At 34.0% G+C, this 17,643-nt stretch carries 12 protein-coding genes and 2 pseudogenes; 7 read left to right on the top strand and 7 right to left on the bottom strand.

Annotation, left to right across the window (positions count from 1 at the left end):
• Window positions 1-420 precede the first annotated feature (420 nt).
• Window positions 421-1,815, top strand: coding sequence for an NAD-dependent succinate-semialdehyde dehydrogenase (locus CD147_RS10410; protein ID WP_103167365.1), 1,395 nt, complete (start codon window positions 421-423; stop codon window positions 1,813-1,815).
• A 439-nt stretch (window positions 1,816-2,254) separates the two neighbouring features.
• Window positions 2,255-3,328, top strand: coding sequence for an NAD(P)-dependent alcohol dehydrogenase (locus CD147_RS10415; RefSeq protein WP_103167366.1), 1,074 nt, complete (start codon window positions 2,255-2,257; stop codon window positions 3,326-3,328).
• Between the two features lie 104 nt (window positions 3,329-3,432).
• Here the strand turns inward: CD147_RS10415 and CD147_RS10420 are convergent, their stop codons facing one another.
• From CD147_RS10420 to CD147_RS10435, 4 genes and pseudogenes are all read right to left on the bottom strand, one after another.
• On the bottom strand, window positions 3,433-4,143 hold the full coding sequence (locus CD147_RS10420) for an SDR family NAD(P)-dependent oxidoreductase (protein ID WP_103167368.1): 711 nt from the start codon (window positions 4,141-4,143) through the stop codon (window positions 3,433-3,435).
• A 159-nt stretch (window positions 4,144-4,302) separates the two neighbouring features.
• Window positions 4,303-5,493 (bottom strand): restriction endonuclease subunit S, encoded by a 1,191-nt coding sequence (locus tag CD147_RS10425; RefSeq protein WP_103167370.1) that lies wholly within the window; start codon window positions 5,491-5,493, stop codon window positions 4,303-4,305.
• A pseudogene (locus CD147_RS10430) lies at window positions 5,486-7,046 on the bottom strand (type I restriction-modification system subunit M). Before CD147_RS10430 ends, CD147_RS10425 begins: the two are co-directional and overlap by 8 nt.
• A 56-nt stretch (window positions 7,047-7,102) precedes the next feature.
• Window positions 7,103-9,896 (bottom strand): annotated as a pseudogene (locus CD147_RS10435) (type I restriction endonuclease subunit R).
• Window positions 9,897-10,142: 246 nt separating this feature from the next.
• On the opposite strand from CD147_RS10435, the gene CD147_RS10440 reads away from it, so the two are divergent.
• The gene (locus CD147_RS10440) at window positions 10,143-11,000 is read left to right on the top strand and encodes an ABC transporter substrate-binding protein (protein ID WP_103167372.1); all 858 of its coding nucleotides are present in this window, start codon (window positions 10,143-10,145) and stop codon (window positions 10,998-11,000) included.
• 66 nt (window positions 11,001-11,066) lie between these two features.
• Here CD147_RS10440 and CD147_RS10445 read toward each other — a convergent pair whose 3' ends face one another.
• Window positions 11,067-11,762, bottom strand: a complete 696-nt coding sequence (locus tag CD147_RS10445; RefSeq protein WP_103167374.1) for an alpha/beta hydrolase — start codon at window positions 11,760-11,762, stop codon at window positions 11,067-11,069.
• A 101-nt stretch (window positions 11,763-11,863) separates the two neighbouring features.
• Between CD147_RS10445 and CD147_RS10450 the strand changes: the two genes are divergently transcribed.
• The 3 genes from CD147_RS10450 (at window position 11,864) to CD147_RS10460 (ending at window position 14,749) form a co-directional block, all read left to right on the top strand.
• Window positions 11,864-12,802, top strand: coding sequence for an ABC transporter substrate-binding protein (locus tag CD147_RS10450; RefSeq protein WP_103167376.1), 939 nt, complete (start codon window positions 11,864-11,866; stop codon window positions 12,800-12,802).
• A 140-nt stretch (window positions 12,803-12,942) separates the two neighbouring features.
• A complete protein-coding gene (locus CD147_RS10455) occupies window positions 12,943-13,419 on the top strand; it encodes a MarR family winged helix-turn-helix transcriptional regulator (protein WP_103167378.1) in 477 nt (158 codons plus the stop codon).
• Entirely contained in the window at window positions 13,406-14,749 is a 1,344-nt protein-coding gene (locus CD147_RS10460) for a dihydrolipoyl dehydrogenase family protein (protein WP_167409736.1), read from the top strand. Before CD147_RS10455 ends, CD147_RS10460 begins: the two co-directional genes overlap by 14 nt.
• Before the next feature lie 110 nt (window positions 14,750-14,859).
• Here CD147_RS10460 and CD147_RS10465 read toward each other — a convergent pair whose 3' ends face one another.
• Both CD147_RS10465 and CD147_RS10470 read right to left on the bottom strand, forming a co-directional pair.
• The gene (locus tag CD147_RS10465) at window positions 14,860-16,083 is read right to left on the bottom strand and encodes a hypothetical protein (protein ID WP_103167382.1); all 1,224 of its coding nucleotides are present in this window, start codon (window positions 16,081-16,083) and stop codon (window positions 14,860-14,862) included.
• Between the two features lie 368 nt (window positions 16,084-16,451).
• The gene (locus CD147_RS10470) at window positions 16,452-17,132 is read right to left on the bottom strand and encodes a type 1 glutamine amidotransferase domain-containing protein (RefSeq protein ID WP_103167384.1); all 681 of its coding nucleotides are present in this window, start codon (window positions 17,130-17,132) and stop codon (window positions 16,452-16,454) included.
• Window positions 17,133-17,345: 213 nt separating this feature from the next.
• On the opposite strand from CD147_RS10470, the gene CD147_RS10475 reads away from it, so the two are divergent.
• Window positions 17,346-17,643 (top strand): DUF308 domain-containing protein (locus tag CD147_RS10475; protein ID WP_240621113.1); only part of this gene is annotated, 298 nt, incomplete at its 3' end.

The raw sequence follows: 17,643 nt of genomic DNA on the forward strand, positions 1-17,643 counted from the left end.
GACAGAAATCTAATGTAATTTCAAAGATTTCGTCGTCCCGCCCCGGCAAGGTTGACTAGAAATGAAGAAAGTGAGGCTCGAACGCATCTTCATTTCAGACAACTACTGCCATAATTAAAGGCTGAACCATTTTTTATATTAATGGCTCAGCCTCTTTTTTATGTTTTTGAAGGACGCTCTTCAAAGAGACGTAAGAAAATTCCATAGTAAACTCCTGAAATAATGTTATAAAAAGTGTATTATAATTATGAGAAATTTTTAAATTTTAGATATATTTTACAACTTTAATTGGAAAGTTAACCTTGTGACGCCCACATTTTCCAAAAAAATTAAGTTAAAGCTAGGAGAAACGGATTGATAGATTATCGCATAAGGCGGGTATATACTTATGATATTAATTCTAAAAAGGGGTGGATGAATGTGACAACATTAGACGTATTCAATCCAGCAACAAATGAAGTTATTAAAACGTTAGACTATACAGATGAAGCAACGGCCAAACAACAAATTGAAAAGGCACATGAAGCTTTTAAATCTTGGAGAGAAGTAGATGCTCATGAACGTGCGCAAAAGCTCTCACAATGGTTCGACCTAATTAATGAATATAAAGACGAGCTTGCAGAATTGATTACTAAAGAAGGTGGCAAACCGTTAGCAGAAGCACAAGGCGAAGTGGATTATGCTAACTCTTATGTGTCATGGTATGCGGAAGAGGCTAAACGTATTTACGGACGTACGATTCCGGCAAATACACCTGATAAAAATATTATCGTGAAGAAATTCCCAGTAGGTGTGGTAGGTGCGATTACGCCATGGAACTTCCCAGCAGCAATGATTACACGTAAAATTGCGCCCGCACTTGCAGCAGGTTGTACGATTGTTTGTAAACCAGCGACACAAACACCATTAACAACAATTCGTTTAATCGAATTAGCTCATGAAGCGGGCATCCCTAAAGATGCTGTTCAATATGTAGTTATGTCAGGTAAAGAGGCTGGCGAATTATTTACGACACATCCTCAAATACAGAAAGTTACATTTACTGGTTCAACAAACGTAGGTAAACAACTAATTGCACAAGCTGCAGATTCTGTTAAAAATGTCACAATGGAACTTGGCGGCTTAGCACCACTTATCGTTCATAATGACGCAGATATTGAGTATGCGATCGATCAAACGATTGCATCTAAATTCCGTAATGCAGGACAAACGTGTATTTGCGCTAACCGTGTTTACGTTCACAAAGACGTTGAACAAGAGTTTGTTGACCAATTAACGCAAAAAGTTCACGACTTAAAAGTAGGAAACGGCATGGAGGACAATGTAACTATCGGACCATTAATTAATGAAGATGGTGTGAAAAAGGTAGTCAATCAACTTAAAGATGCCGAAAGTAAGGGCGCTAAATTGTCACGTTCATTAGATGAAGCACAAGAAATAGGTGGCAATTTCTTAAAACCTGTCGTAGTATCAGGTGCGACCCAAGATATGTTAGCTATGCAAGAAGAAACATTTGGTCCAATCGTACCGGTAGCGACATATTCAGATTTAGATGATGCGATTCAAATGGCTAATGATACACAATTTGGCTTAGCTGCGTACTTCTTCACAAATGATTACCGCACTGGCTTCCATTTATACAATGCACTTGATTATGGAGTGATTGGTTGGAATGATGGTGGGCCATCAGCTGCACATGCGCCATTCGGTGGTATGAAAGAAAGTGGTTATGGTCGTGAAGGTGGCACAGAAGGTATCGAACCATACTTAGAAACTAAATATCTTTCTATAGGTGGGAGCAAGACAGAAATCTAGGGAGTGGGACAGAAATCTAATGTAATTTCAAAGATTTCGTTGTCCCACCCCGATAAAGTTGACTAGAGATGAAGAAAGTACAGATTGGACGTATCTTCATTTCAGTTAACTACTGCCAAAACTTACCCCTTCAAAATACTTCGTTCAATATAAGGTTTTATATAAGAGGATGGTATTTCTATTTATCAAAATAGAGTGCCATCTTCTTTATTATTCATTAGTTTTTTAGGTGTTAAAAAGGCCTGTAACTACCGCAGTAATAGGAATCTTTACGGTTTATTTACGTTTTAAAAAGTAAGATTATTTTTACACTAAAAAATATTGTTAAAACATTCTTTCTGTTTAAAATTACTACTCAAATTTATATGAAATCGTTTACATAAATCCTTTTAAATGGAAAAATATAGAGTAGATACATAAACTTAGGAGGATGTTAACAATGAGTGAAACGATTCCAGAGAAAATGAATATTGCATTAATGAATGAACCATATGATATTGAAATTAAAGAAAGAGACGTACCTTCAATCGGACCTAAAGATGTCTTAGTTAAAGTAATGGCAGTAGGTGTATGTGGCTCAGACGTACACTATTATGCTCACGGTCGTGTAGGCGAATTCGTCGTTGAAAAACCAATCGTCTTAGGTCACGAATGTGCAGGTATGGTAGCTAAAATTGGGGAAGAAGTAACAGATTTCAAAGTTGGAGATCGTGTAGCTATCGAACCAGGTGAACCATGTCGTGAATGTGAATATTGTAAATCAGGAAAATATAACTTATGTCCACATATGGAATTTATGGCAACACCTCCATATGACGGAGCATTCTGTCAGTATGTTAGCCATCCGGCAGACTTCCTATACCATATTCCTGATACAGTAACGTATGAACAAGCAACATTAATCGAACCATTCTCAGTAGGATTACAAGCATGTAAACGCGCTGATATTAAACCAGGATCAACTGTAGTTATTATGGGAATGGGTCCTGTAGGCTTAATGGCTGTTGTTGCTGCTAAAGCTTACGGTGCAACAAACATCATTGTTTCTGACTTGGAAGAAAATCGTCTAGAAGAAGCGAAACGTTTAGGTGCTACAACAACAATAAATATTAAAAATGACGATGTAGTTGAACGCATTAATGAAATTACAGACGGCCAAGGTGTAAACTATGCGATTGAAACAGCAGGTAACCCAATTGCCTTAAGAAGTGCGTTAAACTCATTAAAAGATGGCGGTACATTAGCGATTGTCGGCTTACCACAAGAAGACATGAACGAAATTAACGTACCATTTATCGCTAACCACGAAATTAATATCGTCGGTGTGTTCAGATATGCGAATACGTACCCACAAGGTGTACAAATCTTAAGCACAACTGACGCTGACTTAGATTCAATGTTCACACACCAATTTGAACTTGAAGATACAAAACAAGCTATGGAACTGACACGTACAAGTAAAGGCGATGCTTTGAAAGTTATGGTTTATCCAAACGGTTTCTTAGATAAATAGATATGGATATAAACGACCCCTCACTATTGTTGTAGTGAGGGGTTTTAATGTGTATTGAAATATCATTTTTTATACTAAATATTAAAGCATTATCCTACTAAAATTTATTTTTTAAATAATTTAAACGGCAATACTCTTAATAAGATTTTTCCATTGTGATTATGTTTATCTGTAGCTACTTTTGCGATAGATTGAGCTGCTTCATTCACGCTACGCATATAGAAGCCTTTCATGTTTTTATTTAGGTCAGTTGTCACGCCACCTGGCATAACACCAAAGATTTCGACAGGTATATTATTTTTCTTGAAGTCTCTAGCAAATAACTTAATCATCGCATTTAACGGTGCTTTCGTAGCAATATAACTAAATGGATGGAAGAAGACACTAGGTTTAAGCGGAATAGTTAAATTTACGATTCTAACTTTATTAGGCGCTAAAATTGGTGTGAAAGTCTTAATCATCTCAAAATTACCAAGGAAATTCACATCAGCGAGCGCTTTTAATTCTTCCACATCGACATCTAATGCTGACGCATCCATATCACCAGAAATACCTGCATTATTAATTAATAATTTTACATCTGAATGATTAGCTTTAATGTCATCAGCAGCTGCATGGATAGTATTAGTATCAGTTAAATCAATTTTAATCCATTCCGCAGTAATACCTTGTTGTTGGAGTGCTTCAACCGCTGCCATGCCTCTTTGTTCATTTCTAGCACCTAATAAGATTGTCCAACCCTTAGCACCTAATTGCTTAGCAGTTTCAAAGCCAATCCCTTTATTGGCCCCAGTAATTAAAACTTTCTGTCCCATATCAATCTCTCCCTTTTAATTATAGAAATTACATACACCTACATTAGCATATAAATAGTTATAGATTGAGAGATTAGCGCTTGGGCGAGGAGAATAATAATTTACTTGGCTTTTCTAGTTTAGATGATTATTGTTTTACATAATAGGGTGTTATCAACATCAAACGAACATTTTCTGTAAAAATCCTTTTTTATGTTGTTTAAGCTGTACTATTTTGTTAGTTTGTAATTCAATTAAATTTTCAATTTTATTAAAGAAAATTCCTATTTTTCCTTGTTCTTCTAAAGATGGAATTTTAATTAATTCCTCTTCTACACTTTTACGATTTAATCCTAATTGTGCCGATCCTGTAACTTTTCTTTTTAAGGAATGATTTACTACATCACTATTAATATAATAATGTAAAAACAAACTATTACAATTTTTAATTTCTAAACGATACACATGATCACCAAGTACATATTTATTGGATTCTGGTATAAATACTGTTCTTCCAATAATATGTCCACCGCCTATATCATCTTTAGGCATTACTAAATCTCCTTTGTTTAAAAGATCATTTTCATATGGTGTAGATTTATGCGTAAGCATAGTCCCATTTTTAGTTACAGTTCCCATATCCATAATGATGTATTTCCCTGTATTTTCATTCTTTTTGCTTTTACCTGTTGTTAAATTTGCTACTTCTTTTATTGTCATTTCCTTCCAATCGGAATAACATTTATCATTTTTATCTTTAAATCTTAACTCTTTAGAAAAAATTTTTTGCATATAGCCTTTTTTCTGTTGTTCAAGTAGTTCAAGCTTTTGTTCTTCTAACTCGATTTGTTGATCGAGTTTGCTAAAAAAGTTGCCGATTTTTTGTTGTTCTTTCACACTAGGAAAATTGATTATGGAATTTAAAATATTTTTGTTATATAACCTTTTTATTGTGGTACCTTCAACTCCTGACCAATTTATTACTAAATAAAAATATTTTAAAAATATATTTAATACTTCATTGTTATGGTCTAACCAAACTATATTTGAGTCTTGGTAATATGCTTTTTCACCATTATATTCTATAGTTTTACCTATACTACCAGATGCAGAAATTAAAATATCACCTTTATTAGGGTAAGGATACTTTTGTTTGTACTCTTCAAATTTATCTTTAGTAATATAAGTATCTGCTTCCTTTCCAAAAGTACTTATCTTAAAAAAGGGGATATCATTGTGACTAGAAGTTTCACTTTTATAAATTCGCTTATTCATGGAGACTTTACCGATATCCCCTAGTTTCTTTTCTTCCCATTCATTCTCAAACCCATGAAATCTTAATTCTGGAACGTTCCTTGTTTCATTAGTCATGTTTTAACACTCCTAATTCTTTGAGGTATTCATTTATTTCTTGTTCTACTTGGGCTATTTCGTTGTCGATTTGGTTTAAATCTTGTTGAACTTCTTCTAAATCGATAGGTTCTTCTTCTTCGAATGTGTCAACATATCTTGGGATGTTTAAGTTATAGTCGTTTTCTTCGATTTCTTTTAATGAAGCGGTATAACTATATTTATCTATAGTTTCTCTGTTCTTATATGTTTCAAGAATTTTTTCTACCTGTTCATCTGTTAAATGGTTTTGGTTTTTGCCTTTTTCAAATTCATTAGAAGCATCAATGAATAAAACGTCTTGATCTGTTTCACGACATTTTTTAAAGACTAAGATACATGTAGGGATACTTGTGCCGTAAAAGATATTGGCAGGTAATCCAATTACCGCATCAAGGTAGTTCTTTTCTTGGATTAAGTACTTTCGAATTACACCTTCTGCTGCCCCACGGAATAACACGCCATGAGGTAAGACTACCGCCATAGTACCTTCATCGTCTAAATAATGCACCATGTGTTGGATGAATGCGAAATCTGCTTTTGATTTAGGTGCTAATTTGCCATAATTACTAAAACGTTCATCGTCATTGAATTTACTATCTGCTGACCACTTAGCGCTATATGGAGGATTAGCTACAACGGCATCGAATTTCTCATTTCCAAATGCTGGGTTTTCTAAAGTATCGCCATTTTGAATATCAAAGTTTTCATAGCGTACGTCATGTAATAACATGTTCATTCGAGCTAAGTTGTATGTGGTATTGTTACGTTCTTGACCGTTCGTTGTATCTATATACTGTGGTTTCTTTACCAACACGTAGTAATAAAGAACCCGAACCACAAGTGGGGTCATATACGTTTCTTAATTTATCTTTACCTTGGGTTACAATTTTAGCCAATATTTTGGAAACCTGTTGAGGGGTATAGAATTCACCGGCTTTTTTACCTGCGTTAGCCGCAAAACGGCCGATTAAGAATTCATATGCATCACCTAACATATCGATTTCCATATCGCTATGTACGAACGGCAAGTCAGCTAAATTAATCATTACTTTACTCAATAAAGCCGTTCTCTCTTTAACAGTGTTGCCTAATCTCGTAGACCCTAAATCCATATCACTGAATAATCCAACGAAGTCTTCTTCACTGTCTTGACCTAATGTAGATGTCTCTACTTTTCTAATCGCTTGAGATAGATGTTCAATATCGAAGGTTTGGTCTTCAATTTCTTGAACCATGCTACTGAATAAGTCTTGAGGTTCGATATAATATCCAACGTTTTCAATTAATTCTTCTTTGAGGTCTTCTCTGTATTCTTCATCTTTCCATGCTTCTTCGTATGTTGTATTTTCGCCTTCTAACGCTTGAGCTACTTCGGCTTCAGCTTTTTCTGATAAGAAGCGATAGAATATCAGTCCTAAAATATAGTTACGGAATTCACTCGCATCCATATTACCTCTTAAATCGTTAGCGATAGCCCATAAGCGTTTATGTAATTCTTGTTGTTGTTGGCGTTGTTTTTCTGTAATAGACATTCTTGTTCCTCCATTAATTTATATATCTAGTAGTTATGTTTTTAATAAGTATGCTTCTATACACTATACTTTTCTGTTAGTTCTTCTACGAAAGAGGCGACGGCTGCTTTAGTTTGTCGTTTTTCGCGTAGTTTCATACCATCGACTAATTCTTTAAGTCTGTCATTGTTAATAATTCCACTGTATTCAAACTCACTTGTGATATGTTTGAGTTTCTCTTCATCTATTGATTTATCATACGCAAAGATATTAAATTCTTCTTCACGTTTGGCATTTTCAAAGTTAATATAAGCTTCTTCGATATTATCTTCTTCTGATAATTTAGGAATAACTTCATCGATAAATTCGCGAATGAGGTCACGTTTTAATCTCAAGATTGGGTCATCAGCCGTATCTAAAATACGTCTGATTTGTTCTCTATTACGTTGTTGCTCGGCTTTGTCTCTTAGGTCGATTTTACGTACTAGATCCATAATATAGGAAACGTTAATCATATCATTACGCAGAATTTCTATTTCGAAGTCGATGTCGTTTAATATTGATACTTTATCTTTATCATTTTTAGTTGATTTGATGCGATCATATATAGCAAAGTATTTACTCTTATAATCTTCAAAATCTTGAGCTTCCATGCCAACGCCTGAAATAGTGAAATCAAATTCATCGAACGCTTTCATTCTAAGGATAAGTTTAGATACTAAGCAATAGGCTTCTACAAATGCTTTTTGTTCTTCTTCATCTTGCACTTCATCCATGTGTTGAGGAGTAGGCGCAATGGCTTTTAACTCCGCTAAAGCATTGACAAATTCGGTTTTATATTCATCATAACTCTTCATTAATACACGATCTGTATCTTCAGTTTGAGAGAATAATCGTAACGCGTTATCTGTTGCTTGTTTTAAATCTCTGTAGTTAACGATTTTACCAAATGGTTTGGTTTCTTTTTCAACACGGTTGGTACGTGAATAGGCTTGGATTAAGTCGTGGTATTTTAAGTTTTTATCAACGTATAACGTATTTAACACCTTACTATCGAAACCAGTGAGAAACATATTTACGACGATTAATACATCGATTTTATTATCTTTTACGCCTTTTTTAACGTTTTTCGATACGTGATTAAAGTATTCTTGGAATGTGTCAGTCGTAAAGTTGGTATCAAAGTTCGCATTATAATCTTGGATGATGTCTTCTAATTTATCTCTTGAATGTTTCTCGTTAACACTGCCTTCTTTACTTTCTTCATTCGCTGCATACGAGAAGATACCGGCAACTTTTAATGGATGCTCATATTCTTTACCGATTCTTTTAAAAGCTTCGTAATACTTGTTGAGAGCTGGAATACTTTGAACGGTTAAGATACTTGAATATTGTCTGTTGCGTGTATATTTATCATGATTCTCAATAATATGTCTCACGATTAAGTCGACACGTTCGTCTGCAAGCCATACTTCTTCTTTATTAATATCTTCCACCATATCTTCAGTTTCTGTATATATGTCGCGTGCTTTAATTGTATTAATGTAATCTACTGAAAATCCTAAAACGTTACCATCATGAATGGCATCTTTAATTAAATAGGTATGCAGACATTTTCCAAAAATATCTGCCGTACTTCGACCATCTTGGCTTTTATTTTCTTCAAAACGTGGAGTACCGGTGAAACCAAAATATTGAGCATTATTAAAATGTTGACGCACAATGCGATGCATATCACCAAATTGACTACGATGACATTCGTCGATAATAAATACGACTTTATCTGTTTTATATTGTTCTAATGCTTCAGCATTATTTTGAATGGCTTTAGACATTTTTTGAATCGTCGTAACAATTAGTGGCAAACTTCTATCATTAAGTTGGCGCACAAGTTGAGCAGTATTGTTCGTTTTATCGACAGCACCTTTAGAGAACTTATTAAACTCTTCTTCGGTTTGGCTATCTAAGTCTTTACGGTCTACAAGGAAGATAACCTTTTTAATATCTTTCTGTTCCGACAAGACTTGACTCGCTTTAAATGATGTTAGAGTTTTCCCGCTACCTGTCGTATGCCAAATGTACCCGTTATTAGCCGTTTCTGTAGCTTGATGAATCAGTGCTTCTACCGCATAGACTTGATAGGGGCGCATGGCCATTAGCACTTTATCTATTTCATTAATAATCATATAACGAGAAATCATTTTCGCTATTTGGCACGGACGTAAGAATGTCTCAGTAAAGTCATTAAGTGTATTGATTCGTTTATTATTTTTATCGCTCCAATAAAACATATGACTTTTATAAATTTCGCCATCATTATTAGAAATATAACGTGTTTCAATACCGTTGCTTATGACAAATAATTGAATATAGCGGAACAAGCCAGTGTAATTTTGTTTGCGATAGCGCATAACTTGATTAAATGCTTCATTAATATCGATACCTCGACGTTTTAATTCAATTTGGACAAGAGGTAATCCATTGATAAGTATGGTAACGTCATATCTAGCTTTATATGTATCTTCCACAGACACTTGAGTAGTAACTTGGAATTTGTTTTGGCACCAATGTGCAGTATTTAAAAATGATAGATATATTTTCGATTCATCGTCACGTTTAAGCAGTAATTTATCACGTAAAATACGGGCACTTTCAAATATCCCTTTACCATTAATCATGGTTAAGAGACGTTGAAATTCTTTATCTGTTAGAGGTTGCCCATTTAATTTATCTACATGACGTTCGTTTAAAATGGCGCGAAAATTGGCTAATAGTTGTTCATCGTTTTTTAATAGTTATGCGTTCAAAGCCATTTTCTTTTAATTTCGCCATCATTTCATTTTCTAGTGAGTATTCACTTTGATACGCCATAGTATCTCCACCCTTTGTTATTACTAGTTAATGTTAATATAGCACACCATTCATTATAACAATATGTAGTTTTTAGAGTTAGTTTTTTATTTAAAATTCTCAAACGTCCTAAGTCTTTGTCATGCGAAAGTTCTTATTCTCTAAAATATTTCATCCTACACATTTATGTTTAAAAAGTTTTTAAACGTAAATACTATTACTGTAAGGAAAAATGATAAGAATTCTCATTCGGAGGGATTTTTAATTATGACTAAAGAAATCAAAACAAATGGTGTCACAGTAAACGTACCTGAAACAGTAGAATCAGCCGTAGCGTTAGAATATTCATTTGGCGAAGCATTGGGAAAACTTAACATTAATATCACAGGTATTGCAGATGATAACGATAAACATAATATCGATGCTTCAATTAGAGATCGTATTAGTAACTACGTATCAGTAGGTACACGTTTAGAACCAGATACTGAAGCAATTAAGAAAGCAGAACCACAATTAATCTTAGCGGATAAAAGTAGACACGAAAAAATCTTTGATGAATTAAACCAAATTGCACCAACTGTCTTATTAGATAGCTTTGATGCAAACTATGAACAAAGCGTTGAAACTTTCAAACAAGTTGCTGAAATCGTATCTGAAGAAGATAAAGGTAATGAACTTGTAAAAGAGCACAATCAAAAAGTAGAAGATTTAAGTAAAGATGTCACACTTAATAAAGATAAAACAACTATCGCAGCTGTTCCTACAAGCGAAGGCTTATACGTGCATGCTTCTGATTCTTATGTAGGCCAATTCTTAAGCAAAGTTGGCTTCAATAGTTCACTTTCTAAAGATGATGAAAGCAAGTTACCAGGCTATATGGGTGCTGACTACTTAAAAGTAGAAGCAGACAAACTTGCCGACTTTAACCCTGAACGTATTGTAATAATGGTTGATGATGATAATCAAAAAGACTATGACAACTTAAAAGAATCTGATGCTTGGAAACAAGTTGAAGCGGTTAAACATAATCGTGTACACGAAGTTAACCGTGAACGTTGGGCTAAATATCGTGGCCTAATCGCATCAGAATTAATTTTAGAAGACTTAACAAAAGTTGAAGAATAATATTATTGTTCATTCCCCAAATTGAACATTAATTTAAAGGTAGCAGAGCTTCGCAATAGTGAAGCTTTAGCTACCTTTTTTGTTGATTTTCAGTTTTCGTAATCCACGTTTAAAGTAATATGTGAAGAATGACTGGCGGTGGATACCATGTTTATTAGTCTCAAATATGAAGGTGGTGTGAGAAGTAAGCAATGGCTGTATTTTTTGTACGGCCATTTTATTATTACGTACCATAGGCTTGATAACTTTAGTGTGTTTCATACCTTCTCGGCCGCCCACGTACCAATAAATCTTCTTATTAGATAGGGCGGGACTGCCTTTTCCAAAAAGAGAGAAGATATCAGGGTACCACATGGATGGTGATAGGATAATGTAGTTGCCGAATTGGTTGGGCATGGTGAGGAGGGCGTAGAGTGTAAGTAAGCCTCCGTACGATGCGCCTGCGATAGTAAGGTCGGCGTTATTTGGTGAGATGCGGTAGCGGTGTCTAAGGTGTGGAATAAGTTCGGTTGCGAGCCAAGTCAGGTAATTATCTGCGCCACCGCCATTTGGGTTGCGTTCAGTCGGCCAGGGTGTGTAGTCGTGAGCACGGTCAATAGGTTCAATGCCGATGAAGATGACGTCGTGGCGTTGAATCGATTTAAATAAACTATCGCCGTCTTGAGTTATCACGGCTGGGTAGTGGCGTGTAAGATTTTTTGAGTAGGAACGTGGTAGTTGAATGATAATGGAGTGGTCTTGAAAGGTATAGGTATTTTTCATAAAAATTGCTCCTTTTTTAAAAATTATATAGAAAATAGGAAAGAATTTGCTATAATTGATTTTGATAATCGTTATCAATTATACATAAAGGGGTTGTATTTATGAAGAAACTTTTACCTATATTATTATGTTTAGCGTTATTATTAGTTGCATGTAGTAACGGTAATGACAATAGTAAGAATGACAGTAATAAATCTGATGATCAACAAAGTTCAACAAAATCTTTTACGACGGATGGTAAGAAAGTTAAAGTGCCTAAAGATCCTAAGCGTATTGTTGTCTTACATCCAACGTTTGTTGGTGCGTTAGTGAAATTTGGACATAAACCTGTAGCGGTGCCTGATTTTGTAGATCAAAATAAAACATTAAAAGACGCGACGAAAGGGATCGACCGTCTTGATAATACAAATGTAGAACAAGTAACGAAGCAGAAACCTGATTTAATTATTACGACTGCCGAAGATAAAAATATCAAGAAATTACAAAAAATTGCACCAACTGTAGCGTTCAATATGACAAAAATCGATTATAAAGATGCGACAAAACAAATTGGTGAATTAGTAGGAGAGAAAAAACAAGCTGATAAATGGGTTAAAGATTGGGAGAAACAATTAGCGAAAGATAAGAAAGCATTATCTCCATTTATTGATGGTAAAACAGCGACAGTTGTTCAACAAACTCCTAAAGGTACAATGGCGTTCAGTGACCATCTTGGTCGAGGAACTGAAATCATTTATGGTGGTTATGGTATGAAACAACCAGATAAATTGAAACAAGATATTGGTAAACAATATGCGATGCCAATTAATCCAGAACAGTTTAATGATTATTTAGGCGACATTGTGGTCGTTGCTGAAAATGGTTACCAAAAAGCTGACTTTGAAAATACAAATTTCTGGAACAACTTATCTGCTGTCCAAAAAGATCATGTGATTCGTTATGATGTAAACGATACACAATACAATGATCCAATTTCATTAGAAAAGCAACGTGATATCTTCTTTAAAGAATTGAAAAAAATGAAAGATAATAGTAAATAATTAATTGATTTAAGGTTTGTTTCCTAAACGTTTTAGGAAATGAACCTTTTTTATGTTGGAAAATGAGTTAATTATTTGATTAATCGTGCGCGATTGTTTATGATATAAAATATCGTAAACGTTTGAAATGGGGTGAAGGATTGGAAGAGTACAACATGAAATTAGCGAATCAATTATGTTTTTCTGCTTATAATGTGAGTCGATTATTTGCGCGCTTTTATGAGCAACAATTAAAACAATTTGGTTTAACATATTCACAATATCTTGTATTATTAGCTTTATGGGAACATGATAATCAACCCTTACATGAAATTGGTAAACAATTGGATTTATCGAGTAATACTTTGACACCCCTTTTAAAAAGATTGGAACAAACTGGCTGGGTTAAAAGGGAACGTGGCGTAGAGGATAAACGTCAATTAGTAGTGTCTTTGACGGATAAAGGACGTAATCAACAAGAAGAAGTTTATGAAGCGGTGGCGAAATGTTTGCCTCCAGAATTAAATGAAACGAAATATCATGAGACGAAACGTGTCTTGGATAATCTTGAAGCATCATTGAAACTCACATTATCACAAAATGATATAGAAAAGGATGATGAAAATGACAAAATATGATGTAGTATTTCTAGGTAGTGGACATGCGGCATGGCACGCAGCGTTAACGCTTAAACATGCTGGAAAAGAAGTAGCGATTGTTGAGAAAGAGCGTATCGCAGGCACTTGTACCAACTGGGGTTGTAACGCTAAAATCCTTCTTGAAAATCCTTACGAGGTGTTAGAAGAAGTGAAACAATATGAAGGTATTATTCAATCTGACAATCTTAATGTGAACTGGTCTAACTTAATGAATTATAAAGGTAAAGTAATCAATCCCTTAGCCGGTACCTTAAAATCTATGTTTGAACAACAAGGCATCGACGTTATTATGGGTACTGGTATTATTAAAGACGCGCATACTATTGAAGTAAATGGTAAAACTGTTGAAACTGAAAATATAGTTATTGCGACGGGCCAACACAGTAATAAATTAGATATTGAAGGTAAAGAATTGACGTATGATAGTCGTGATTTTCTATCAATGGATGAACTACCAAATCGCATGACGTTTATTGGTGCCGGAATCATTAGTATTGAATTTGCTTCATTAATGATTAAATCTGGCGTAGAAGTTAGCGTCATTCACCATACAAATCAAGCACTTGCTGGTTTTAACGAGACTCATGTTGATAAATTGGTAAGCAAACTTAAAGAAGAAGGTGTGAAATTCTACTTTAATGAGAATACTAAATCGGTCGAACAAGTAGGCCACGCGTATAAAGTAACTACTGAATCAGGCCTTACAATCGATACCGATTATGTACTTGATGCGACAGGCAGAAACCCGAATGTTGAAGGTATTGGTTTGGAAAACGTGGACATCGAATTTAGCAAAAAAGGTATAAAAGTTGATGAATATTTAAGAACGAATGTGAAGAATATCTATGCCAGTGGCGACGTATTAGATAAACAAATTCCTAAATTAACGCCAACTGCTACCTTTGAATCTAACTATATTGCAGCGCATATCCTAGGAATGACTGAAGATGCAATTCAATATCCAGCTATTCCATCAGTACTTTATTCATTACCACGTTTGTCTCAAATTGGCGTGACCGTAGCCGAAGCGGAAAAAGATGAACGCTACACAGTTAAACACATTCCATTCGGTAAACAAATGGTATTCGAATATAAAAATGAAACAGATGCAGAAATGTATATTGTATTAGATAAAAACAAACGCTTAGTTGGTGCGGAAATTTATGCAATTGATGCACCAGATCAAGTGAACTTATTAGTCTTTATTATTAATCAAAAATTGACTGCACAAGATTTAAATTCACTTGTGTTTGCATTCCCTGGCTCATCAAGCGGTGTACTAGACTTATTAAAAGCAAACATGATGTAAGAGCGCAAGAGTGAAAACTAAATTAAAAAGAGGCTCGAAGATCGTTAATGTCTAATTGACATGACCTTCGAGCCTCTTTTTATATTAGTATCTAAAACATTTTTATAGAACTATAACTTTTTGAAACCGTCACCTTTAAGTTCAGTATCTAATTCATCTATTTTATCTTTTTCCGTAGATGAATCTTCTTCTTCAGTTGTATCATCTTTAACAAGTCTATTATTTTCTAGTTTATAGTTTTTGTAGCCTTTATAAATATAATTCACCTCAGTATCAACATACTCACCTGTTTCAGTCACTTTGGTTGCTGTAACTAAAGTAATATTTGTTGGTTCAGTTGAAGTTGTTGGTGATACTTTTTGACTAGTTTCTTTATCATCTTCTGAGAAGAAACTATCACTTTCAGTACCGTAATTTACTTTATAGTAATTAGCTACATTTTCAGTGCTATATTTTATTGTTTTACTACTATTATATTCATCTTTAATTAAAGTGTTGTTTCTATCAAGAATTTGATCTAAATTTTCTATTTTATTTAAGTCAGTGAGATTTTTTACTTCAAGCGTATAATCTCTCTTACCTTCAAATGTATTTGAACCACTACTATTTATGTCTTTCACTAACTCTTGAGGAATTTCTAATTTTATTTTATCTCCATTCTTCAAATTACCATTATTAGGAACAGTAAATTCATAATCTGAAATTGCAATGTCTGGTAGTTTTTTAGCACCATCTTTAGTTGTTAAAGTGAGTGAACCAGAACCATTAACACCGACGAATTTAGGGTTTAAATCTTCAATGATATTTTTAGCTGTAAGACTTTGAGGTTTCTTTAAACCATGAACTTTAAATTCTTTAGTAAATTCTTTAGCTTTTAGTCTATATTCTTTTGAAGAAGCTTTATTGATTTTCAATTGTACTTGAACTTTATCGCCATTCGATAAATCTTCATCATTGTTAATATCTAAATCAACATTTTCCATCATTTTATCTGCCTTATTCATACGCTCTAGATCAGTATAATTTAGATTAGCTTTATCTATATCATCTGTATTGTTATTTTCAATCATGTCTAAGATTTCTTTATTTTTGAAATTAGACTGTTTTAACGCACGGACATATAACTTGTTCATTGCTTTCTCATAAGATTTGTCTGTAATTTCTGCAGTACCTGATTCTTCATAACCATTAAATTTAACCTCGATATCATCTTTTACATTAACTTTACTATTTTTAACAAATAAAGTAATTGCTATTAAAAGAGCGATTATAAGTATAACGCCACCGATAACATACCATTTGTAATTTTTTAAAAAATTCTTAACCTTTTCCACAATAACACCCCGTTTAATATTTTGAAATCAACTATTATTAAAATAACTGTATACTTATATTGATTTATATTAAAAGTACCATATATTTATATCTATTTATATAGTTGTATTAAAATTGTAGACATTTAATATTTATTTCTATTTAAAAGATAAAAGTGAATATTAATCGTTTGTTATTTTAGAATAGTATATTATTCTTTTGATATTTAATTTAAAGGTGGCAGATTATATTACATAAAAAAGGCTGATTCCACCTAAAGCAAAATCAGCCATTCATTCTAAATATTCAACTGTATACTAAACAATGTTAGTTCATACTTGATCGAGCCTATATTTCTATTTTGTTAGTATGCCGGGAGTCTTAAAAGTTATTTTTTACTTTCTAAGAATTTTTCTGCTACGGCTTTACCAGATTGTGGGTTTTGTCCGGTGATAATTTGTCCATCTGCTACTGCGAATTCGCTCCAATTATCACCTTGTTGATAGTTTGCGCCTCTGTTTTTTAGTTCATCTTCAGTTAAATATGGCACAACATCTGCTAGTCCAACAGCTTCTTCTTCGCTATTTGAGAAACCTGTGACTGTTTTACCGTCGATAATATTACGTCCCTCACTATCCGTCACATTTAATAAGCCAATTGCGCCATGACAGACTGAAGATACTGTACCATTTTGTTCATAGATAGCACGGGCTAATGTTTGTAATTGTTCATTATCTTTAAAATCCCAGATTGTACCGTGACCACCTGCGAAGTAGATAATGTCATAATTTTCAGCTTTAACTGCATCTGGTGTGAGCGTATGACCAAGACGTGTCATGAAGTCTTTGTCTTGATAGTATTTCCAGTCTAAGTCCGTCATCATATCTTCTTGTAAACTTTGTGGATCAATCGCCGTATAGCCACCTTGTGGGCTGACATAATCCACGTCATAACCATTGTTATATAGTACATCTGCGAAATGTACAGCTTCGCCAAACCATAAACCTGTAGGACGATTCATATCAGGATATTTTGAAACACTTGTAACAACGACCAATGCTTTAGCCATAATTAGCCTCCTAGTAATTTGCTAGTTCACTGTTTACCCTTTTTCGAAAATTAAGAAACTGCACTGACACGAGTGACTACACCTTTTCCTAAAGATTAATTCATTGTGCCACATGTCTAACTTCTCTATACTTAATACATTACTACCTATATATATAGAGGAGAGGTTAGTTTGGCACAAGATAATAATAAATTGAAATGGTCAAGTTTAATTATGGGGACGCTATTACTTATCGTTGCGGTTATTATATTTAGTTATCCAGTAAAAAATTTCTACACACTGACATGGCTAATTGGGTTGTTTATTCTAATTAACGGTATTATTCAATTGATGTTCCGACGTGCTACGAAAGCACTTGCCGGTGGAGGTACAGGATTAATCATTGTGATAGGTATTATTGATATCATCTTTGGTTTACTTGTAATGTTTAATGTTGGCGCAAGCTCTGAATTTTTCGTCTTTATGTTTGCGGCTTGGTTCATTGTAAGTTCACTAATCGGATTATTTACAA

It is taken from the genome of Staphylococcus devriesei (assembly GCF_002902625.1).
In the GTDB taxonomy this organism is placed as follows: Bacteria; Bacillota; Bacilli; order Staphylococcales; family Staphylococcaceae; genus Staphylococcus; species Staphylococcus devriesei.